This is a genomic window from Micromonospora sp. NPDC050200, from assembly GCF_040656135.1.
GTDB lineage: Bacteria > Actinomycetota > Actinomycetes > Mycobacteriales > Micromonosporaceae > Micromonospora.
In genome coordinates this window covers 54,353-74,746 of sequence record NZ_JBFALG010000018.1, presented here as the reverse complement: position 1 = coordinate 74,746, position 20,394 = coordinate 54,353, and the positions used below count along the sequence as shown (strand labels likewise).

The following is a 20,394-nucleotide window of genomic DNA, read 5'->3' as shown; positions in this document are numbered from 1 at the left end:
CAGATGTTACGAACGCCTGGTGAGCTGGCGCGACGGACATCGACGATCATGACGGGCGGCGGCGAGGGGCCTCCGCTGCCGGCGGCCGACGACCCGCAGCGGGCGACGTTCCTCGAGCTCTTCTTCGACCTGATGTACGTCTTCGCGCTGACCCGGATCTCGTTCCGCGCGTTCGAGGACCTCGCCCTGGAGCCGGGCGGCAGCGAGGGCTGGTCCCCGGTGACCGGGGGCGGCAAGACGCTGCTGCTGGTCCTCGCGCTCTGGGCGGTCTGGCAGGGCACCGCCTGGGCGACCAGCCGCTACGACCCGCACCGCGGCTGGCTCCAGGTCATCGTGATCACGGCGCTGGTGAGCAGCCTGGTGATGGGGGTGGCGATCCCCCGGGCGTTCACCCAGACCGGGCTGGCGTTCGCGCTGGCGTACGTGGTGGCGCAGGTGTCCCGGCCGGGCATCCTGCTGCTGGCGTTAGGGAGGCACCGGGACCGGCGCCTGCAACTGCGAATGCTGATCGTCCTCTGCGCGACTGGGGTGCTGTGGTTGACCGGCGCGCTGCTGCCGACCAACGCCCGGGTGGCGGTCTGGGCGCTGGCGCTCGTCCTGGAGTACCTCGCGGCCCGGTTCGGCTGGCCGGTGCCCGGGCTGGGCCGGTCCACGGTCAGCCGCTGGCGGGTCGCCGCGGAGCACCTGGCCGAGCGGTACCAGCAGTTCTTCCTGGTCGCGCTGGGCGAGACGATCCTGGTCAGCGGGCTGGCGTACAGCGGCGGCGGGTTCGAGCCGGCGCGGACCGCCGCGTTCGCGGTGTCGATCATGACCTCGGTGCTGCTCTGGCGGATCTACGTGCAGCGGGCCGGGCAGATCCTGGCCGAGGCGGTGACGAAGTCCCGCCATCCGGCGAGCACCGGCCGCTCCGCGGCGGACACCCACCTGGTCATGGTGGTGGGGCTGGTGGCGACCGCGATCGGGTACCAGCTGACCGTGGAGCATCCGCTGCGCCATCCCGAGGCGGCCTGGGTGGCGCTGATCCTGGGCGGTCCGCTGGTCTTCCTGCTCGGCCGGGCCCGGTTCGAGTACGAGGTCTTCGGCCGGGTGTCGCCGTCGCGCTGGGTCGCCAGCGGGGTCCTGCTGGCGCTGGTGCCGGTGCTGCTGCACACCGCGCCGCTGGTCATCGCGACGCTGGCGTCGGTGGTGCTGGCCGGGGTGGCGGTGGCCGACGCGCGCCGCGCCCGGGGCAAGCCCCCGGAGGAGGCGTCGCCGCCGCTCTGACCGGCCCGGCGGCCGACGCGGTGTCGGGGCTCCCCGGGGTCGCCGCTCGGCGCTAACCTCCACGGGTGACCTTTTCCCTCGTCGCCCGGTCCGCCGACGGTCGCCTGCACGGCGTCGTGGTGGCCAGCAAGTTCCTCGCCGCCGGCGCGCTGGTGCCGGCCGCCGAGGCGGAGGTGGGCGCGCTCGCCACCCAGGCGCACGTCAACCTCGCCTACCGGCCGCAGGGGCTGGCCCTGCTGCGCAGCGGTGTCGCCGCCGCCGACGTGGTGGCCGGCCTGGTGGCCGCCGACCCGGGCCGGGACGACCGCCAGCTCGGCGTGGTCGGCGGGACCGGCGACGGCGCCACCTGGACGGGCCCGCGCTGCCACGACTGGGCCGGCGGGCAGGCCGGCGAGGGCTGGGCGGCCCAGGGCAACATCCTCGCCGGGCCGCACGTCATCGACGCGCTGCGCGACGCCTGGCTGGGCGGGGCGGCGCTGCCGTTCCCGCAGCGGCTGCTCGCCGCGCTGCGCGCCGGCGACGAGGCCGGCGGCGACCGGCGCGGTCGGCAGAGCGCCGGCATCCTGGTGGTGCAGCGCCACGGTGGGTACGCGGGCACCGGCGACACCCTGGTCGACCTGCGGGTGGACGACCACCCCGACCCGGTCGCCGAGCTGGGCCGGCTGCTGGACATCCACACGCTGCTCTTCGGCAAGCCCGACCCGGCCACCCTACTGGACCTCACCGGCCCGCTCGCCGAGGAGGTCGCCGCCCTGCTCGGCGCCGTCGGGCACCCGGTCGGCGGGGCGGGGCTGGACGACGCGCTCGCCTCCTGGGCCGGTGTGGAGAACCTGGAGGAGCGGCTGGTGCCCGGCCGGATCGACCCGATCGTCCTGGCCCACCTGCGCGCCGGCGTCGCGCACGTCCCCGCTCCCCGCACCGCGACCTGACCCACCGCCCGCCGCTTCACCCGCACCCGGTCAGCTGCCGAAGGTGAGCCAGCGGAAGCCGGACGCCGCCACCTCGGCCCGTTCCGCCTCGGTGAGCGGCAGCCGCCCGGTGGTCTTGCGGATCAGGGTGACCGGGTCCCAGCCGAGCCGCGCCGGGACGGGACGGCCGCCGGTCAGCAGGTCGGCGACCACGCGGGCGGCGGTCGGGGTCAGCCACGGCCGCCGGTCCAACGCGCGGGCCAGGTCCAGGCCGTGCACGCCGACCTCGACCACCCGGGTGACCAGGAAATCGGGCAGGGTCATCGCGTCGCCGTGCCGGGTACGCACCACCCGGTCGACGGGCTGGGCCGCGACGGCGGAGTCGGTGCCCTGCCAGGCGGCGGTGAAGGCCGCCGCCGTCGCCGCCACGTCGGCCGGTCGACGGGCCTCCCGGCGGGCGCTGTCCACCCGCGCGGCGTCGACCTCCGGGGTGAACTTCGCCGCGCCGAAGTAGCCCGCGGCGTCCACCTCCGCCCCGGGTGGGGCCGGCGCGGCGAGCATGTCGACCAGGCGGCCCGCGCCGGTGCTGACGTGGGCGACGAGGTCCCGTACCGCCCAGGGCGGGCAGGGGGTGGGGCGGTCCAGGTCCGCCTCGGTCAGGGTGCGCAGGACCCCGTCCAGCCGGGCGCACTCGTCCCGGAACGCCGTCCGTACCGTCTCCACCGGCCCGATCCTCCCCGCCGTCGTCGCAGTCGTACCCTCGCACGCCGGTTTCGGCTCGCCGGTCGCGGGTACGCGCCGGGCCGACGAGAGGGGGCGGGCGACGAATGGCCGGCATCATGCTGCGCAGCACCGCGTTCAACGACCACGACCAGCTGCCGGGGCGGTTCTCGCGGGACGGCGGGAACGCCTCACCGCCGTTGCAGTGGTCCGACGTGCCGGAGTCGGCGACCGAGCTGCTGCTGCTGGTCGAGGACCCGGACGCCGGGCGGAGTCCGTTCCTGCACTGGCTGGTCACCGGGATCTCCCCGACCTCGGGCGGGGTCGACGAGGGCATGGTCCCCGACGGCGGCCGGGAGTGGCCCAACGGCTTCGGTGGCACCGGGTGGGGCGGGCCGCACCCGCCGCAGGGCGACGAGGCGCACCGCTACTTCTTCCGGCTGTACGCGTTGCAGCGCCCGCTCGACCTCGGCGACGCGCCGCAGGCCGCCGACGTGCACGCGGCGCTGGCCGGCCGGGAACTGGCCAGCGGCACCATGGTCGGGACGTACCGGCGCTGATCAGCCCTGGTAGCGGGGCACCAGGCGGTGCACGGAGAGCAGCACCAGCGCGGCCACCACGCCCATCGTGCCGGCGATGCCGGCGGCGCTGCCCGCGTACCCGATGAAGAGCGGGCGGCGGCTCAGCTCGTCGACCGCCACCTGCTGCTGGCCGAGCAGCCAGGACAGGGCCAGCCCGGAGGCGAGGACGGCCGCCAGCCCGCCCAGCCCGAGCACGGCGGCGGCGACCCGGTGCGCGTCCTCGGCGGAGACCTTCGCCCGCTCCCGCTGGAAGACCAGCAGGAGCAGCCCGGCCAGCGCGGCCCAGACCCCGACCACCAGGAACGCCGCCACGGCGTCGCTGGGCCGGTGCCAGCCGGCGGAGAGGGTGGCCACGCCGGCGCTGGCGGCGTACGCGACACCGAGGAACGCCCCGAGGGGACGCACCCTGGGCGGCAGCACCAGGATCAGCGCCAGCGCCACCGACGCGGCGATGGTGGCGTGCCCGCTGGGCAGGCTGTTGCCGGCGGCGTCCCGTTCGGGGTCGATGCCGAGCGCCGGCCGGGCGAGGGTGTACTTGAGCAGTTGCGTGCTGACGTTCGCGCCGGCGATCAGCAGGGTGGCCGCGACGGCGAGCGCCTTGCGTCCGCGGATCAGCGCGATGAAGCCGATCACCGCCGTGGCGGCGAGCAGCGACAGCACCGACATCGCGTTGAGGATCCGGTCGACCGGCCCGTCGATCCGGTCCTGGCCGATCCGGTTGCCAGTCAACGCGACGGTGTCGAGCCACTGGCCCGTCCCGGTGTGCACGGCGAAGCGCCACACCACGACGAGAGCGGCCGCCTGGGCCAGAGCCAGTACGACCAACCAGACCGCGGTCCAACCCCTTGCCGTCGCGCGCACCCGCACACCGTAACGGCAAGCCCGGCAGGTCGCTCGCGAGGCCACCGGTGCGTCCCGGTTAGGTTGGGGCCGGACCTCGGGAGGTGACGGTGGGCGGTACGGCGGAACGGGAGCTGGCGGTCGCGGAACGGCCGGAGTCGCTGGCGGACCTGCTGGGCGGGCGGCGTGGCGCGGTGGACGCCACCCTGCCGCCGGTGGCGTTCACCCTCGGCTGGCTGCTGGCCGGGCGGTCCGTCGCCGGCGGGGTGGCGGTGGCCGTCCTGGCCGGCACGGCGGTGGCCGGGTGGCGGCTGCGCCGGGGCGACCGGCCGAGGTCCGTGCTGATCGGGCTGCTCGCCGTCTGCGTCGCCGCGTTGATCGCGCTCTACACCGGACGGGCGGCCGACTTCTTCCTGGTGCAGCTCCTCTCCAACGCGGCCAGCGCGCTGGTCTGGGTGGTCAGCATCGTGGTGCGCCGGCCGCTGCTGGGGGTGGTGGTCGGGGTGGCGTTGCGGCAGCGGGGCCGCTGGCGGCGGGACCGGGCGCTGTTGCGGGCGTACTCGCGGGGCAGTTGGGTCTGGGCGGCGACGTACGCGTTGCGGGTGGCCGTGTTCCTGCCGCTCTACCTCGGCGGTCAGGTGGTCGCGCTGACGGTGGCCCGGGCGGCGCTGACCTGGCCGCTGGTGGTGGCGGCGCTGACGGTGAGCTGGGTGCTGATCCGACGGTCGCTGCCGGCCGGCCACCCGGGGCTGCGGCACCCGGTGACCCCGGGCGGAAGCTGACCGGGGAGAAATTAAGGGAGAGGCCGCCACGGGGGGAGCGGCCTCTCCGAGAAACACGGTACTCCGTCGTGCGGCGTCGTGTGATCCCACGACGCCCTCTTTTTTTCGCGGCTTTTCCACGACGGCACGGACAGCGGGTGGCGGGGTCGCCTCCCGATCCGCTGCGTCGACCGACCGGTCGACCCACCCCCGGCCTGATCGTGGGAAACAGGCCGTTCGCCGACCGGGCGGTCCACTCCCCCGGACCCGGTCGGCCCCCGGGTGGATGGCGCCACACACCCGACCGGGAGGATCAGCTCAGCCGTTCGGGAACAGGTTGCCGCAGTCGGCGTACGCCTGGCCACGTCGGTCCGGGCCCAGAACCGGTGGTAGTGGAACGCCGTCTCTGAACCACCCGCGCCGGACCGCGTCGGGGCGGTCCGGTGGACCGCCCCACCCCGGCCGCACGGGCTCGGCCCGGACTCTCCGGTACGGGCCGAGCCGCCGTCGGTCAGCGGGGCAGCGCCTGCTGCAACTCGGCGCGGAGCGCCGGGGTGAGCATCTCACCGGCCTGCTTGGCCAGCCGGGCCATCTCGTAGCCCACCACGCCGATGTCGGCGTCGGAGCCGGCCAGTGTGGCCAGGATGGAGCCGTCGCGGATCTGCATCACCAGGAAGTAGCCGCGCCCCATCTCGACGACCGTCTGCTTGACGACGTCGCCGTCGAACATCTGGGCGGCTCCCGCGGTGATGCTCATCAGCCCGGAGGTCACCGCGGCGAGCTTGTCGGCGTTGTCGCGGGGCAGGTGCGCCGAGATCGCCACCAGCAGCCCGTCGGAGGAGACCACCACCGCGTGGACCACCCCCGGCACCCGCTCCGCGAACGCGTTCACCAGCCAGCTCAGGTCCCGCGCCTCCTGGCTCAACGTCGTCACTGTCGTCCCCCTTCGCCGTGCCCACCAGCGGGCAAGATTATCTCCCGGGTCTCCTCGGCCTCCGCCCGGCGGACGCCGCTGTACAGCCGCGACAGCATCCCGCCGACCGCCTCCGGGTCCGGGTCCTCCCGGGGCGCGGGGACGCTCGGACGGGCCGGCTCGGTGACGGCGGAGAGTTGCGCCATCGGCACCCGCACCGGAAGGCCACGGTCGTTGGTGCCCCCGGTGACCGGCGTCGCGGGAGGCGCGGGAGGCGCCTCACCGGTCGGCACCGGCGCGGCAGGCGCCGGCGGCTGGCGGGACCACCAGCCGCCCCCGGCCGCGGGGTCGCCGGCGGCCGGCGACAGCACGTCCTCGGCGCGGACCGGCACCGGCCGCCGCTGGGCGGGCGCCACCGGAGCCGGGCCGGGGCGGCGGCCCGCCACCGGCAGCTCCAGCGGGGCCGGCGGACCGGCCGGACGGGTCGGCCCACCGGGCCCGGTCGCGCCGGCGACCGCCGTGGTGAGCAGCCGCGGCGACACCGGCGCGTCCAGCTCCGCCGGGGGCGGCGCGGCCAGCAGCGTGGCCGGGAGCTGGATCCGGGCGACCAGGCCGTGGGCGCCGCCGCTGAGGCGTACCCGGACGCCGTGCCGGGCGGCGAGGTGACTGACCACGAACAGGCCCATCCGCTCCGAGGCGGCGACGTCGGCGGCCGGCGGGGAGGCCAGCAGCATGTTGGCCTGTTCCAGTGCGGCGGGGCTCATCCCGAGCCCCTGGTCGGCGATCTCCACCAGCGCGCCGCCGCCCTCGGCCCGGGCGCCCACCCGGACCACGGTGTCCGGACGGGAGAAGGCGGTGGCGTTCTCCAGCAGCTCGGCCAGCAGGTGCACCAGTTCGCCGACGGCGTGCCCGACCACGTGCAGGTCGGCCATCGACTGGCGGCGGACCCGCTGGTACTGCTCGATCTCAGCGCTGGCGGCGAGGAGCACCGCCCCGAGACCGACCGGCCGGTTCCACCGCCGGGTGGACTCGGTCCCGGCGAGCACCAGCAGGCTCTCGTCGTTACGGCGCATCCGGGCGGCCAGGTGGTCCAGCTTGAACAGGTTCTCCAACTGGTCCGGGTCGGCCTCCTCCCGTTCCAGGTCGTCGAGCAGCTCCAGCTGCCTCTCCACCAGCACCTGGCTGCGTCGGGCCAGGTTGACGAACATCGCGTTGACGGTGCGCCGCGTCTCCGCCTGCTCCACCGCGACGCTGACCGCGCTGCGGTGCACGGCGACGAACGCCTCGGCAAGCTCGCCGATCTCGTCGAGGGAACGGACGACCGGGGGCGGCACGTCGATCGTGGGGACGCCGCCCTGCACGGACCGGAGCCGGTCCAGCGCGTCCGGCAGCTCGATGTGCGCGATCCGCAGGGCCTGGCCGCGCAACCGCTGCATGGAGTTGGCGATGGACCGGCCGATCAGCAGGGCGAGCAGCACGGCGAGCCCGAGCACCACGACGATGCCGCCGACCACCAGCAGGGTGGTGCGCAGCCGCTCGCCACTGACCTCGTCGGCCCCGGTCACCGCGTCGTCCAGCACCCGCGCCTCCAGCTGGCGCAGCAGCTCCTGCCGCGCCTCGCTGGCGGCCCACCACTGGGCCGCGGGCAGCACCTCCACCCGACCGTTGCCGGTGGGCAGGCTCTTCTCCTCCAGCTTCATCGCGCCGACGAACGCGGGATCGACCGAGGCCCGGTCGTAGAACCGGACCTGCTCGTTGGTGGCGGCGACCCGGAACGCGCCGAGCGCGGCCAGCTGCTGGGCCCGCAGGTCGGTGAGGGTCACCTGATCGTCGAGGTCGTACCGGCCGGCCCGGGCGGCCGCGTAGAGCTGCCCGCGGATCCGGGACGACAGCTCCTTGACCCGGGCCAGCTGCACGTAGCGCAGCACGGCGTCGGTGAGGGCGGGCTGCTGCTCCCCCGGCGAGGGCTCCGCCAGCAGGTTGAGCAGCGCGTCGATGGCCCGGTGGTAGTTGCTCAGGATGGTGTTGCTGCTCAGCACCGCCGGGGGGATCGTGGCCCGGATGTAGATGACCTGGTCGTACGCCTCCAGCGCCTCCCCGTACGCCACCCGCCAGGACGCGTCGGCGTCGGCCAGCGGCTGCGCCGCCGCGCGCAGCTCGGTGACGGCCTGGTCGGTGGCCACCTGCAACGGCCGCAGCGCGGCGATCGCGGCGTCCCGGTCGGCCCCGGCCCCGACCCGGCGCAGCTCGGCCAGCTCCCCCGCCGAACGGTCCCGCTCCTGCTGGAGCCGGTCGACCACGGTGGTGATCTGCCGGCCGATGCCGACCTGCCGGGCGAAGTCGCTCAGCGCGGTGGTCTGCCCGACCAGCGCTGCGGTCTGCATCCCGGCCAGCACCAGGAAGGCCACGGACGGGATGACCAGCACCGTGGCGAGCTTGGTACGCATCCGCCAGTCGCGCAGCCGGAACGGCGAGCGCCGCCGGTGGGGGACGACCTGGACGTCCCACCGGCTCCGACCCAGCTGCTCGCCCCGCGTCCGGTCGGGACCTGCGCCCACACCTGCCTCCTCGGTCCCCACCTCCCCGCGTCAGGGAGCGGAGTCCATCCAACCAGGCCCGCGAGCTGTGTCAACGGGCCGTTAGGCACGTGTTTCAGGAAGCGGCGCCGGGGGACTCGGGCGCGCGTTCCGCGTCGATCCGGGCGGCCACCGGCAGCCGATCCGCCTCGGCCACCCGACCCAGCGCCACCAGCGCCGCCCCGATGGCGCCGATCTCCGGCTCGGCCCGGTGCCGTACCGGCCGGGGGGCCAGCGCCACGGCGAACGCCGAGCGCCACCACGCGGAGGCCGCCAACGCTCCCCCGCCCAACACCACCTCGACCGGCGCGTCCGCAGTGGACTCCAGCACGACCAGGTCGTCGGCGACCATCCGGCACAGGCCGGCCATCAGTCCGGCCAGGATCTCGACGCCGGTGGTGGAGAAGCTGAGCCCACCCAGCACGCCCGCGCCGGCCGGGACGAGGCCGGGCGGCCGGTCACCGCCGAGGCGGGGGTCCGCCACCACCCCGTTGCCGTCCGGCGGCACGCGGGCCAGCGCGGCCGCCAGCTCCGGGCCCTCGGGCAGCCGGAACTCCTTGTTCGCCCAGGCGAACAGGTTGCCGCCGCAGGAGTAGGCCGCGCCGGTCACCACGTACTCGTGGTCCACCCGGTAGCGCCAGAGCTGCTCCGGCAGCGGCGGGAGCCGTTCCCCGGCCGGAAGCCGTTGCAGCAGGCGGATCGCGGCGGAGGTGCCCACGGTCACCGCGGCGCGCCGCCGGTCGACGCAGCCGGAGCCCACGTTGGAGGCGGCTCCGTCACCGACCGGGGCGGCCCAGGCCGCGCCGGTCAGCTGCGGCCACCGGCGGGAGTGCTCCGGGCGCAACCTCCCGCGCCAGTGCATCGGCGCCAGCTCGGGCAGCTCGCCCGGGCGCAGACCGGCCAGCTCGCAGGCCTCGGCGTCCCAGGTCAGCGCGCGCAGGTCGAGCAGTCCGGTGCCGGAGGCCATGGAGACCGACATCGGCGCGGCGTCGAGCAGCTCGCCGAGGACGTACTCGACCAGGCCGGCGAACCGGGCGACCGGGGCGCCGGACCGCGCCCGCAGCCAGGGCAGCCGGACCGACCAGTAGCCGCGGTGCCACCACGCGCCGGTACGTTCGTGGTAGGCGTCCGGATCGGCCGGTCCGGCCGCGCCGGGGGCCGGCGCGGGACGGGTGTCCAGCCAGGTGAGGACCGGTCCGAGCGGCGCACCGGCGTGGTCCAGCGGCACCACCGAGTGCCACTGCGCCGAGACGGCGACCAGCTCCACCTCCCGCAGGTGCCCGGCGGCGGCGAGCTCGTCCAGGCACTCCACCAGGCAGGCCAGGTAGCCTGCGGCGTCGAGGGTGCCGGAGCCGTCGTCACCGACGCTCAGGTGCACCTTGCGGCGGGCCAGCGCGCCCGGCCGCGGTTCCGCGTCGGCGTTCAGCACGAGCCCGCGTACCGAGGACGTGCCGAGGTCGAGAGCGAGAATGTTCATCGCGGGTCACGGTACCCGCCGGCCGGGTCGGTGAAGCCTCGATCGGTGGCCGGCGCGTGAGGCCGTACCCCGAACGGCTTCCGTGCCCGGCGGCGGGCGCGTAGGGTGGTCGGCATGCTCGCGCACCTGTCCTGCTGGTGGCCCGCCGACCCGGCGGCCACCTACCGCGCGTAGCTTTCCCACGCGGCCGCCCGACGAGGCGGCCGCCGGTCTCTCCCCGGCTCCCGGGCCGTCCCGACAGGCGGCGCCGACGGCCCGGAGGAGACCCGATGAACCGCCCGCACGACCTGCTCGCCACCCTCGCGCACGACGCCGACCCCGGCCCGTTCGCGCTCGTCCGCCGCGAGGGCGCCGCGCACCTCGACCTCTTCACGGGTACGGTCCGCACCGCCGACCGGCTCGCCGACCTGCCGCTGCCGGACGGGGCACCCGGCCCGCGCACGCTGGCCCTGGTGCCGTACCGGCAGATCACCGAGCGCGGCTTCGACTGCGTCGACGACGGCACGCCGCTGGAGTACCTGGAGATAGCCGGGCACGCCCGGATCGCCCTGACCGACGCGCTCGCCGCGCTTCCGCAGGCCCCGGTGGTCACCGCCGGCGCCGCGTTCGACATCGCCGACGAGGAGTACGCCGGCACGGTCGAGCGGGTGCTGGCCGAGGAGATCGGCCGCGGCGAGGGGGCCAACTTCGTCATCCACCGCAGCCTGCGGGCGACGGTGCAGGGGTCGCCGCTGCGGGCGGGGCGGGCGGCGCTGCGCCGGCTGCTGCTCGGCGAGCGGGGCGCGTACTGGACCTTCCTGGTGCACACCGGTCACCGCATCCTGGTCGGGGCGAGCCCGGAGCGGCACGTCAGCGTCGACGACGGGCTGGTGATGATGAACCCGATCAGCGGCACCTTCCGGCACGCCGGCGCGGCCCCGGACCGGGACGCCCTGCTGCGCTTCCTCCGCGACCCGAAGGAGGTCGAGGAGCTGTACATGGTGCTCGACGAGGAGCTGAAGATGATGGCCACGGTCGCCGAGCACGGCGGCCGGGTGGTCGGGCCGTACCTGAAGGAGATGGCGCACCTCGCGCACACCGAGTACCTGCTCGCCGGGCGCGGCACGAAGGACGTCCGGGAGGTGCTGCGGGAGACGATGTTCGCCCCGACGGTGACCGGCAGCCCGATGGAGAACGCCTGCCGGGTGATCGCCCGGCACGAGCGCGCCGGGCGGCGCTACTACGCCGGGGTGCTGGCCCTGCTGGGGCGCGACGCCGAGGGCCGGCAGACGCTCGACGCGCCGATCCTGATCCGGACCGCGGAGATCTCCCCCGCCGGCGAGCTGCGGGTGCCGGTCGGGGCGACCCTGGTGCGGCACTCCACCGCGGCCGGCGAGGTCGCCGAGACGCACGCCAAGGCGGCCGGGGTGCTCGCCGCGCTGGGGCTGGGCCCGCAGGCGCCGGCCGCCGACCCCGGCCGGTCGGTACGCTACGCCGACGATTCCGAGGTACGCGCGGCGCTCGCCGCGCGGAACACGCCGTTGGCCCGGTTCTGGCTCGACCAGCGGGTGCCCGGGGCGACCACGCTGGCGGGGCTGGCCGGCCGGCGGGCGCTGATCGTGGACGGCGAGGACACCTTCACCGGGATGCTCGCCCACCAGCTCGGCGCCCTGGGCCTCAGCGTGGACGTCCGCCCGTGGCGGCGGGACGCCCCGCTCGACGGGTACGACCTGGTGGTGGTGGGGCCCGGGCCGGGGGACCCGGGCGCGGTCACCGAGCCGAAGATGACGGCGCTGCGCGCGCTGTTGGCCGAGCGGCTGGCCGCCGGGCTGCCGACGCTGGCGGTCTGCCTCGGCCACCAACTGCTCGCCGGCCTGCTGGGGCTGCCGCTGCACCGGCGGGAGGCGCCGTACCAGGGGTTGCAGCGGGACGTGTCGGTCTTCGGCACGCCCCGGCGGGTGGGCTTCTACTCCACCTTCACCGCCCTGGCCGACAACGACCGGCTCGGCACCGGATACGGGCCGGTGGAGCTGTCCCGCGACCCGGTCGACGGGGCGGTGCACGCGCTGCGCGGCGCCGGCTTCGCCGGGGTGCAGTTCCACCCCGAGTCGGTGCTCAGCCGGGACGGCATGGCGGTCCTGGCGGATCTGCTCGGGCACCTGCTGGCCCGTCCAGCGCTGACCGTCAGCTCGCCGCCATGCCGCGCTTGACCGCGGCGCCGAGACGCACCGCCCGCTTGGCGGTCAGGGCGGTGGCGCCCAACGCCAGGTGGTCCGGGGCGATCTCGCCGTTGTTGCTGGTGTGCGAGGCGCCGTACGGGTTGCCCGCCACGAACTGGCTGGGGTCGGTGTAGCCGGGGGTAACCACGACGCCGCCCCAGTGGTAGAAGATCGTGAACAGGGACAGCAGGGTGGACTCCTGCCCGCCGTGGGAGGTGGCGGTGGAGGTGAAGGCGCTGTAGACCTTGTCGGCCAGGGCGCCCTGCGACCAGAGCGGGCCGGTGGTGTCGATGAACTGCTTGAGCTGGGCGGCGACCATGCCGTAACGGGTGGGCGAGCCGAAGATCAGCACGTCGGCCCAGGACAGATCGTCGAGCTGGGCCTCGGGGACGTCCTGCGTCTCCAGGTGGTGGGCCTGCCAGCCCGAGTTGGACCGGATCGCCTCGTCCGGCGCCAACTCCCGTACCTTGCGCAGGCGCACGTCCGCGCCGGCCTCGCCGGCGGCCTCGCAGGCCGCCTGCGCCATCTGGTAGGTGATACCGGTCGCGCTGTAGTAGATGACCGCAACCTTGACCTGGCCGTCCATCGACACGTCCCTCCTCGGTTCGGATCAGCTTCCGCGACTACCCGTTACCTGCCGGGTGAAACTGCGCGGGTCGGCCGATCCGGTCCGGCTGCGGCACGGATGAGGGCTCCGCCACCGGGTCGGCGGCCTGAGCGTCCGGCTCAGTGTCGGTGCCGCCACCTATGCTGGCCGTCGTTCCCGGCGGAAGGGCGGCGACGTGCGGTTGACCGGCGGCGAGGCGTTGGCGTTGCGGATGACCAGCCTGCTGTTGCGGGAGCAACCGCGCGGCCGGCCACGGGACGTCGCCGGCGTGGTCGAGTGGTTCGGCGCGATGCAGGCCCAGGACGTGGCGAGCGGCATGTGGTCGCTGGGCGCGCGGCTGCCCGGGTGGACGGCGGCGGACGTGCGGGCGGCGCTGGAACGCCGGGAGGCGTTGCGGACCTGGCCGATGCGGGGCACCGTGCACCTCGTACCCGCACGGGACGCCCGCTGGATGTTGGAGCTGACCGGGGTACGGGCACTGACCGGTGCGGCGGCCCGCCGGGCCGCGCTCGGCCTCACCGAGGCCGAGGCCGACCGGGCGGCCGAGGTGCTCGGCGCCGCACTGGCCGGCGGTGGCCGGCTCACCCGCGCGGAATGCCTGGCCACCCTGGCCGCCGCCGGCATCGACACCGCCGGGCAGCGCGGCTACCACCTGCTCTGGTACGCCAGCCAGCGCGGCGTCACCTGCATCGCGCCGCACGTGGGCGCCGAGCAGACCTTCGCCCTGCTCGACGAGTGGGCGCCCGCGCCGCACCGCCCGGAGCGCGACGAGGCGCTCGGCCTGCTGGCGCTGCGCTACTTCCGCAGCCACGGGCCGACCACCCGGCAGGACTTCGCCGGTTGGACGGGGCTGACCGCCGCCGACGCCAAGCGGGGCATCGTGGTGGCCGGCGACGAGCTGGCGACCGTGGAGGTCGACGGGGTGCCGGCCGTCGTCGACGCGGCCCTGCTCGACACGGCCCGCACGACGCCCGACGACGTGCTGGCGCTGCCCGGGTTCGACGAGTACCTGCTCGGCTACAAGGACCGCACGCTGATGCTCGACCCGACGCACCGGCAGGCCGTGGTCCCGGGCGGCAACGGGGTCTTCCAGTCCACGATCGTGCGCGGCGGCCGGGTGGTCGGCACCTGGAAGCGCACCGTCGGCCGGGCCCGGGTCACCGTGACGGTGCGGCCGCTGACCCCGTTCAACGCGTCGGTGCGCCGCCGGGTCGAGGCGGCGCTGGAGAGGTACGCCCACTTCCTCGGCCTACCCCTTCGTCACTCCTGGTGACAGCGCGCGGTGCGCCGTCGGGCCGCACGCGGGGCGGCGCGCTGTCGGGGCCGGCGGGCATGATGACCGGATGATCGCGCGCTTCAAGGACCTCTGCATGGACGCCGCCGACCCCCACTCGCTCGGCGGGTTCTGGGCCCGGATCCTCGGTGGCGAGGTGGTCGACACCGGCGACGGGGACGTCCGGCTCGACCCACGGCCGGGCGGGGCCGGGCCGGAGTCGATCTGGGTCAACCGGGTGCCCGAGCCGCGTACCGGCAAGACCCGGGCCCACCTGGACCTGCGACTGGCCGACGCCGACCCGGCGGCGCTGCTGGCGACGGGCGCCCGGCTGGTGCGGGAGCCCGACGCCGAAATCAGCTGGTGGATCCTCGCCGACCCGGAGGGCAACCAGTTCTGTGTGTTCGCGCCCCGGGAGGGTGCCCGGCCCGGGCCGTTCGAGCTGGTGGTGGACAGCACCGACCCGATCGCCCAGGCCACCTGGTGGGCGGGCGTGGTGGGCGGGCGGGTGGAGACCTCGGAGGAGGGCCACGCCTCGGTGACCGGCGCGGCCGGCTTCCCGTGGGACCACTGGGTCTTCGACCCCGTGCCCGAGCGGAAACGCGTCAAGAACCGGGTGCACTGGGACGTCGACCTGACCGGCCGGGACGCCACCGCGCTGATCGCCGCCGGGGCGACGCTGCTGCGCGAGCCCGACGAGACGGTCAGCTGGTGGGTGCTCGCCGACCCGGAGGGCAACGAGTTCTGCGCCTTCGCCCCGCGCCCGGCAGCCTGACCGGCGGCCGTCCCAGCAGGTGGGCGCGGCGGGGCTACCCTGCGCCCACCGGTTCGGCTAGCGTTTGGACGACTCCCCGAGCCAGCGCGTCGCCGTCGAAGTCGATACGCCTCCGGCCGACCCCAGCCCGCCCGATCGGTTGGTTCTCGCGCGAACTTCCCTCTGCCGGTCCACCGGTTGGGCAGGATCGTCCCCACGAGGAGGTGCCGTCGTGCAGGACACCCGCGCTCTCGCCCTGACGTTCGAGGTGAGCGGCCTGCCACCGGTCAAGACCGAGGCGCTGTCCATCTTCGCCGCCGGACACCGGCAGGCGACGAGGGTCCGCGCCCTGCTCCAGGCAGCCTGCGCCGCGGCCCAGCACACCGGCTGGACACCGCTGGGCGGGCCGGTCGAGGTCGACCTGACCCTGCGCTGCCCGCCGAGGCACCGCACCTCGGACGCCAGCAGCCTGCTCGGCGGGGTGTGCGCGGTGCTCCAGGACAAGAAGCGGGTCGCCAACATCGGGCTGGCCCACCTCGGCGTCCTGGTCGACGTGGCGCTCTACGCCGACGACCGGCAGATCCGGCGGCTGTCGTACGCGGAGGAGCCCGCGGAGGACTTCTCGTACCAGGTTCGGGTGGCCGCCGTACCGGCCGGGGTTTGACCGACGATCGCGGTGGGGTACCGCGGACGCCGACGAAGGGAGCGCCGATGTCGGAGCCACATGTCACGCTCGACCCGAGCGGGCTCGACCCTGTGCAGCAGAAGCTGCGCGGCCCGCTGGAGGAACAGCTGACCTCGGCCCTGCAGGCGGCCACCGACCGGGTCCGCGCCAGCTACGCGGGCGAGCCGGTCGAGCAGGTCTGCCAGCGGCTGCTCGACGAGACCCGCGCCGGGCTGCACCCGGACATCGCCGCCGGGTTCAACCCGGACATGGACGAGTTCTGCCGGGTGGCGGTGGCGATCGTCCGCGAGGTCTCCTGAGGCTGGTGTCGCCCGACCGCGCCGGCCCGGGAGCCGGCGCGGTCGTCCGCGTCAGCCCCGGCGTACGGCCCGCCGAGACGAGGTGCACGCCGTCCGGCCAGGTCGTCCCGCACAGTCTCCCACGCCGGCGGCGCCGGCCTGGGCCAGAGTCGATGGCCTGGTCAGGGGGTGTCGGTGATCGGTCAGGCGGCCAGGGGATCGCCCCGCCGGACGGTCACCGGGTGCGCCAGGACGGTCGGCACGTCGGCCAGCTCGGCGGCGTACTCCCGGACCAACCCCGGCAGCCGGTAGCCGCCGGGCTCGTCCCGCTGGACCAGATGCGCGTCCGCCAGGTCGTCCAGGGTACGGCGCAGCCGCGCACCGGAGATCCCGAGCTGCCGGGCGACCCGCTCGGGCCGGCGCAGGGCGTCGGGCGCCGCGCCGAGCAGGGTGAGGAGCCGCACGGCCACCTCGTCGTCGCTGCGGACGGCGGCGACGACGGTGGCCAGGCTGGAGCGCACCGACAGGTCCTCGTAGTCCAGCAGGTCCAGCCGTTCCCGCCCGTCGGCGAGCTGGCCGACCAGGGCACCCACCGACATGTCCGGCCGGGCCGCCAGGCGCGTGCCGGCAACCCGCAGGGCGAGCACCGACCCGGCGCAGAGACGTACCAGCTCGCCGGTGGCCGCTGGGACGACGGTCAGCCGCTCCGGGCCGGCGAGAGCCACCAGCAGGTCGCGCGCGTCAGCGGCGACGAGCGGGCGGAGACTCACCCGCCGTACGCCGTCCAGGCTGCCCAACCGACGCTGGCCGATCACGACGAGGGCGGGGCCGGGGCCGGCCGGGAGCAGCGGTCGCACCTGGGTAGCACGGGTGACCCCGTCCACCACCAGCAGCAGCCGTCGTCCGGCGACCAGCGACCGGAACCACCCGGCCCGCTCGTCGGTGCTCTCCGGTACGTCGGCGGGGGCGACGCCGAGCGCACGCAGTACCCGCCCCAGCACCTCACCCGAGGTCACCGAGGTCCGGTTGCCGAGGTCGACGAACACCTGTCCGTCCGGGAAGTCGGCGGCGACGGCGTGCGCCGCGCGTACCGCCAGGGCGGTCTTGCCGCTGCCGAACGCGCCGGTGACGACCACGGCGGCGCGGGTCGTACCCCGAAGGGCGGTGACCACCTCGCTGGTCTCCCGGTCCCGGCCGACGAAGGTGACCAGACCGGCCGGTAGCTCGCGGGGCACCGCCCAGCCGGCGCCGCCGGCCGGCCCGGCCGGCGGGGTCGGCGGGGTCGGCGGGGTCGCGGCGGCGACAGCCGGAGCCGGCGGCGGGGTCGCGGTGGTGATCGGCACGGGCGGCGGGGTGTACGCCAGCTCGGACGCCCGGTCGAGCATCGCGCGGTGCAGGGTGCCCAGCTCCTCGCCCGGCTCGATGCCGAGCTGCTCGTCGAGTACGGCCCGGGCGTCCCGGTAGACGGTGAGCGCCGCCGGGACGTCTCCGCAGCGGTACAGGGCGAGCATGAGCTGCCCCCAGGCGCGCTCACGCAGCGGGTGGGCGTCGACATGCCCGCGCAGCTCGGGCAGGAGATGCCCGTGCTCGCCGGCGGCCAGCCGCGCCTCGGCGAGCTCCTCGAACACCTGGAGCCGCTGCTCGTCGAGGCTGGCCCACCGGTTGTCCAGCGCGGTGCCCCGGGGCAGGCCGTCACCCGACGCCCCACGCCAGTGCGCCAGGGCAGCGGTGAGGGTGGCGACAGCGCCGGCGGGGTCGGGCACCGCGAGCAGGGAACGTCCCTCACCCGCGAGCCGGTCGAACTCGGTGACGTCCAGCTCGTGCGGCGACAGCCGCAGCTCGTACGCGTTGGGGCGGGCGACCACTCGGTCGCCCAGCGCCCGGCGCAGCCCGGCGGCATGGGACCGCAGATTCGCCACCGCGGAGGCGGGCGGGACGTCGGACCAGACCATCCCGGCCATTCGCGGCAAGGAGACCGACCGGTTGGCCTCCAACGCCAGACCGGCGAGGACGCCGCGTCGCTTCGCCGCGCCGGGCGTGACGACCTGGTCGTCCACGCACAGCTCGACGCTACCCAGAAGCCGAATCTGCAGTTGCACCGTGCCGCTCCCCCCGTTGGACCTCGAGCGCGCCCAGGCTAAGTGGACGGTTTCGGGTGCAACAAGGCAGAAAGCCAGCATCAGAGGGTGACGAACATCAATACCTTTCAACGGCGTGTCGCCGTAACGGAATGAGGACCGGAAGCGCTCGCGGAGGTTCGTCACCCGGCGTGATCGTCGACGCGGCGAACGGGCCCGGTCACAGATCAGTGAAGTACCCCAGTGTTGCCAGCGTGAAACAACGACGGGAGCGATCTGTATCAGTCCACACCCGAGTCGGCGGTCGCGCCAACCGGCCGGACGGACAAGGGGGCGGACAACTCCGGTGAGTCACGGGCCCCGCCCGGCGAGCCGTGACGATCCACTCGACAGGACGCGGGTGACCGGTCAGTCGGTAACTCTCGTCCAAACGGCCGATAGGGCGATCGGCCGCGCGCTTCGCCACGCGCCAGCCGCTCCGGAGGTCGAGCCGAAGCTCTTCGGCCCAGCGCCGTCAGGGCCACCCGTTCCTCGAATGAGGGATCCACCTCCTCATCAGAACCGGAGTCCTGCCTCGACGGATCATCGTGCGCTCTCGCGCAAGAACGCCAGGATCTACTGATCAATCTCGGTCAGGCAGCAGCAGGAGCGGGTGGTTGCGCCAGCTTCCGGTCTTCGACCCGTCCCTACCGTCGACATCGACGGTGGAGGTGATGAAGGTCTTCCTGCCTTCGGCACTGCGACCGTGGAGGTGCTCAGCTCTGGCGAGCCCAGCTGCCATCGTCACTGCAGGTAGTGATCATTGGCGTCGCTCCCGCCAGGCCCCGGGGGTGATCCCCCGACCATCGTCGTGTCCGGATCGACCCGTCCGCACGTGGAGACGCATCGCGACGGTGTCGTCCGGCGCCGACTCGTAGGCTTTGCCTGGTGACCGTCTACGACACTGCCGCCAAGCTGCCACCCATCGATGTGGTGCGCGACCGCTCCCGAGCCCTGGCGATGCTCGACTCCATCGTCGATGGCGTCTACTACGACTACAGCCACAGAGCGGGCCAGTGCGAAGCGGCGTCGATGCGCAACGGCAGCGGCGAAGAGTACGACATCGTCTTCACCGCCGATGGTGCTTTCATCCGCGGCGTCTACCACGATTCACCAATGCACAACTACACCGGCGGCCAACTGTGGCCCGGCCTGCTGGAGGGGTTGCCCGAACAGTTCGCGCCGCTGGTGCACGAGCGCACGTTCTGCCATGAGGACGGCACGCTCGACGCCACCTTCGTGCTCTGGCGGCGGTCCGGGGACAACCGGTGGCACGCCGGTGAGGGGATCGACCTCTCGCCCGCCGACGACGAGGAGACCGATCCCGACGGGGCCTGGCTGCTCGACATCCTGTGCGACGACGCCGCGGAGGAATACCTGGAACATGCCTGGTCGGTCTACGACGTCGAGCTGGACAGAAGCGTGGTCGAGCAGATCCTCGCGCTGCAGCCCCTGACCGATGAGGTCATCCAGACGCTCAATCCGCAGCGGCGACTGGCAGACCTGCGGGAGCGGGCGGCGGAGCTGGACTACCCGGTCGCGGCCTGACCTCGAAAGTCAGCCGTCACCGGCCCGCCCTCGTCCCCTAGTGTTGCGTGTCTGAAGTCGCTTACAGGCGGTCAGCGGCCGGTCAGTCAACAGCACGGGCATACGCCTCGTATAGGCTGGCTCCAGCCATAACATTGAGAGCGATACAGGCAGCTACCCCTATCCAGCCCTGGTGGTTTTGTGCCAAATCGGCTAGAGCGGCGCGATCGGCACCGGAAAGAGCCCGACGCAGGTCGTGGGTGGTGTCAACGCCGATCTCTGAGCAGATCCAATGCGCCACGATCACCGCGTCACCAACGGCCTTAGGGTCTGCGGCGACTTCGGCAGCAAAGTACGGCAGCCCTCCATCGTTGGCGCCGTACCGCAACGCGAGGGCGACCAGCGTACGACCGGCGAGCCGGTCGTACGGGTCGCGGTCGACCCGCCGCCTGGCATACTCCTCAAGCTTGAAGATCGTGAGGCGATCGTTGGCCCGCCCCGACCAGAAGTCGTCCGACCGCGGCAATGCAGCCAGGTCCCCCATGGTGACCCGCAGCGGTGTCACCAGACGCTCCACGATGTCAGGGTGCCCGACGGCCTCCGCCGTGTCCCTCAGAAAAGCAGCGACCAGGGCGATTTGCTGCTCGACCTCCGCAGTCGTCATGACCAACAGCGCCTTTCGTGAGGCGTCGCGACCGAAACCACGCGGCCGGTAGATGAACTGCGAGTACTCCCGCGATCCGTCGTCCTTGTGCTTGATCTGCGTCAGCTGCTGACCCCACGGCGCGTACTGATAGGACTTGGTCGCCTTGTCCGCAACCTCCTCCCGCAGCACCTGGTTGTCCATCCCCAAATACGTGAACGCCGTCGTCTTCGACCCCGACGTCTGCGACACCATCCGATCAAACTGGCCTGC

The 20,394-nt window shown here is 74.3% G+C and carries 18 protein-coding genes; 10 read left to right on the top strand and 8 right to left on the bottom strand.

Going from position 1 to position 20,394, the window contains the following annotated elements:
* The first annotated feature begins 48 nt into the window (after nt 1-48).
* Together AB0I41_RS14810 and AB0I41_RS14805 are read left to right on the top strand one after the other, a co-directional pair.
* Nucleotides 49-1,263: a low temperature requirement protein A gene (locus AB0I41_RS14810; protein ID WP_357106722.1), complete on the top strand. Its 1,215-nt coding sequence runs from the start codon at nt 49-51 to the stop codon at nt 1,261-1,263.
* A 65-nt stretch (nt 1,264-1,328) separates the two neighbouring features.
* Nucleotides 1,329-2,192, top strand: a complete 864-nt coding sequence (locus AB0I41_RS14805; protein WP_357106720.1) for a DUF1028 domain-containing protein — start codon at nt 1,329-1,331, stop codon at nt 2,190-2,192.
* 30 nt (nt 2,193-2,222) lie between these two features.
* On the opposite strand, the gene AB0I41_RS14800 is transcribed toward AB0I41_RS14805, so the two are convergent.
* Nucleotides 2,223-2,894: a maleylpyruvate isomerase N-terminal domain-containing protein gene (locus tag AB0I41_RS14800; RefSeq protein ID WP_357106717.1), complete on the bottom strand. Its 672-nt coding sequence runs from the start codon at nt 2,892-2,894 to the stop codon at nt 2,223-2,225.
* 104 nt (nt 2,895-2,998) lie between these two features.
* Here AB0I41_RS14800 and AB0I41_RS14795 point away from each other — a divergent pair, with 104 nt between their 5' ends.
* Nucleotides 2,999-3,451 carry a YbhB/YbcL family Raf kinase inhibitor-like protein gene (locus AB0I41_RS14795; protein ID WP_357106714.1) on the top strand — a complete coding sequence of 151 codons (453 nt, stop codon included), beginning with the start codon at nt 2,999-3,001 and terminating at the stop codon, nt 3,449-3,451.
* On the opposite strand, the gene AB0I41_RS14790 is transcribed toward AB0I41_RS14795, so the two are convergent.
* A complete protein-coding gene (locus tag AB0I41_RS14790; RefSeq protein ID WP_357106711.1) occupies nt 3,452-4,339 on the bottom strand; it encodes a phosphatase PAP2 family protein in 888 nt (295 codons plus the stop codon).
* Nucleotides 4,340-4,422: 83 nt separating this feature from the next.
* On the opposite strand from AB0I41_RS14790, the gene AB0I41_RS14785 reads away from it, so the two are divergent.
* Nucleotides 4,423-5,094 carry a DUF3159 domain-containing protein gene (locus AB0I41_RS14785; RefSeq protein WP_357106708.1) on the top strand — a complete coding sequence of 224 codons (672 nt, stop codon included), beginning with the start codon at nt 4,423-4,425 and terminating at the stop codon, nt 5,092-5,094.
* Nucleotides 5,095-5,584: 490 nt separating this feature from the next.
* Here the strand turns inward: AB0I41_RS14785 and AB0I41_RS14780 are convergent, their stop codons facing one another.
* The 3 genes from AB0I41_RS14780 to AB0I41_RS14770 form a co-directional block, all read right to left on the bottom strand.
* Nucleotides 5,585-5,998, bottom strand: a complete 414-nt coding sequence (locus AB0I41_RS14780; RefSeq protein WP_357106849.1) for a roadblock/LC7 domain-containing protein — start codon at nt 5,996-5,998, stop codon at nt 5,585-5,587.
* Nucleotides 5,999-6,003: 5 nt separating this feature from the next.
* A complete protein-coding gene (locus tag AB0I41_RS14775) occupies nt 6,004-8,544 on the bottom strand; it encodes a nitrate- and nitrite sensing domain-containing protein (protein WP_357106705.1) in 2,541 nt (846 codons plus the stop codon).
* A gap of 94 nt (nt 8,545-8,638) precedes the next feature.
* Nucleotides 8,639-10,039, bottom strand: a complete 1,401-nt coding sequence (locus tag AB0I41_RS14770) for an FGGY family carbohydrate kinase (protein ID WP_357106702.1) — start codon at nt 10,037-10,039, stop codon at nt 8,639-8,641.
* 269 nt (nt 10,040-10,308) lie between these two features.
* Here AB0I41_RS14770 and AB0I41_RS14765 point away from each other — a divergent pair, with 269 nt between their 5' ends.
* Nucleotides 10,309-12,228 (top strand): chorismate-binding protein, encoded by a 1,920-nt coding sequence (locus AB0I41_RS14765; protein WP_357106699.1) that lies wholly within the window; start codon nt 10,309-10,311, stop codon nt 12,226-12,228.
* Here the strand turns inward: AB0I41_RS14765 and wrbA are convergent.
* Entirely contained in the window at nt 12,203-12,823 is a 621-nt protein-coding gene (gene wrbA / locus AB0I41_RS14760; protein ID WP_357106696.1) for an NAD(P)H:quinone oxidoreductase, read from the bottom strand. The genes AB0I41_RS14765 and wrbA overlap by 26 nt on opposite strands.
* Nucleotides 12,824-13,055: 232 nt before the next feature.
* Here wrbA and AB0I41_RS14755 point away from each other — a divergent pair, with 232 nt between their 5' ends.
* From AB0I41_RS14755 to AB0I41_RS14740, 4 genes are all read left to right on the top strand, one after another.
* Nucleotides 13,056-14,117 (top strand): winged helix DNA-binding domain-containing protein, encoded by a 1,062-nt coding sequence (locus AB0I41_RS14755; protein WP_357106846.1) that lies wholly within the window; start codon nt 13,056-13,058, stop codon nt 14,115-14,117.
* Nucleotides 14,118-14,187: 70 nt separating this feature from the next.
* Complete coding sequence (locus AB0I41_RS14750; protein WP_357106693.1) at nt 14,188-14,892, top strand: VOC family protein; 705 nt, start codon at nt 14,188-14,190, stop codon at nt 14,890-14,892.
* 211 nt (nt 14,893-15,103) lie between these two features.
* Nucleotides 15,104-15,535, top strand: a complete 432-nt coding sequence (locus tag AB0I41_RS14745) for a hypothetical protein (protein WP_357106690.1) — start codon at nt 15,104-15,106, stop codon at nt 15,533-15,535.
* A 47-nt stretch (nt 15,536-15,582) separates the two neighbouring features.
* On the top strand, nt 15,583-15,855 hold the full coding sequence (locus tag AB0I41_RS14740; protein ID WP_357106688.1) for a hypothetical protein: 273 nt from the start codon (nt 15,583-15,585) through the stop codon (nt 15,853-15,855).
* Between the two features lie 182 nt (nt 15,856-16,037).
* On the opposite strand, the gene AB0I41_RS14735 is transcribed toward AB0I41_RS14740, so the two are convergent.
* A complete protein-coding gene (locus tag AB0I41_RS14735) occupies nt 16,038-17,933 on the bottom strand; it encodes an AfsR/SARP family transcriptional regulator (protein ID WP_357106685.1) in 1,896 nt (631 codons plus the stop codon).
* Nucleotides 17,934-18,839: 906 nt separating this feature from the next.
* Between AB0I41_RS14735 and AB0I41_RS14730 the strand changes: the two genes are divergently transcribed.
* Nucleotides 18,840-19,499, top strand: coding sequence for a hypothetical protein (locus AB0I41_RS14730; protein ID WP_357106683.1), 660 nt, complete (start codon nt 18,840-18,842; stop codon nt 19,497-19,499).
* 82 nt (nt 19,500-19,581) lie between these two features.
* Here the strand turns inward: AB0I41_RS14730 and AB0I41_RS14725 are convergent, their stop codons facing one another.
* On the bottom strand, nt 19,582-20,376 hold the full coding sequence (locus tag AB0I41_RS14725; protein WP_357106680.1) for a hypothetical protein: 795 nt from the start codon (nt 20,374-20,376) through the stop codon (nt 19,582-19,584).
* Nucleotides 20,377-20,394: the final 18 nt, after the last annotated feature.

Excerpts from the sequence above, each read along its gene's own strand:
- AB0I41_RS14755 (WP_357106846.1), top strand. The coding sequence starts at position 13,056 with ATGACCAGCCTGCTGTTGCGGGAGCAACCGCGCGGCCGGCCACGGGAC.
- AB0I41_RS14795 (WP_357106714.1), top strand. The coding sequence starts at position 2,999 with ATGGCCGGCATCATGCTGCGCAGCACCGCGTTCAACGACCACGACCAG.
- AB0I41_RS14740 (WP_357106688.1), top strand. The coding sequence starts at position 15,583 with ATGTCGGAGCCACATGTCACGCTCGACCCGAGCGGGCTCGACCCTGTG.
- AB0I41_RS14765 (WP_357106699.1), top strand. The coding sequence starts at position 10,309 with ATGAACCGCCCGCACGACCTGCTCGCCACCCTCGCGCACGACGCCGAC.
- AB0I41_RS14810 (WP_357106722.1), top strand. The coding sequence starts at position 49 with ATGACGGGCGGCGGCGAGGGGCCTCCGCTGCCGGCGGCCGACGACCCG.
- wrbA (WP_357106696.1), bottom strand. The coding sequence starts at position 12,823 with ATGGACGGCCAGGTCAAGGTTGCGGTCATCTACTACAGCGCGACCGGT.
- AB0I41_RS14750 (WP_357106693.1), top strand. The coding sequence starts at position 14,188 with ATGATCGCGCGCTTCAAGGACCTCTGCATGGACGCCGCCGACCCCCAC.
- AB0I41_RS14725 (WP_357106680.1), bottom strand. The coding sequence starts at position 20,376 with ATGGTGTCGCAGACGTCGGGGTCGAAGACGACGGCGTTCACGTATTTG.
- AB0I41_RS14770 (WP_357106702.1), bottom strand. The coding sequence starts at position 10,039 with ATGAACATTCTCGCTCTCGACCTCGGCACGTCCTCGGTACGCGGGCTC.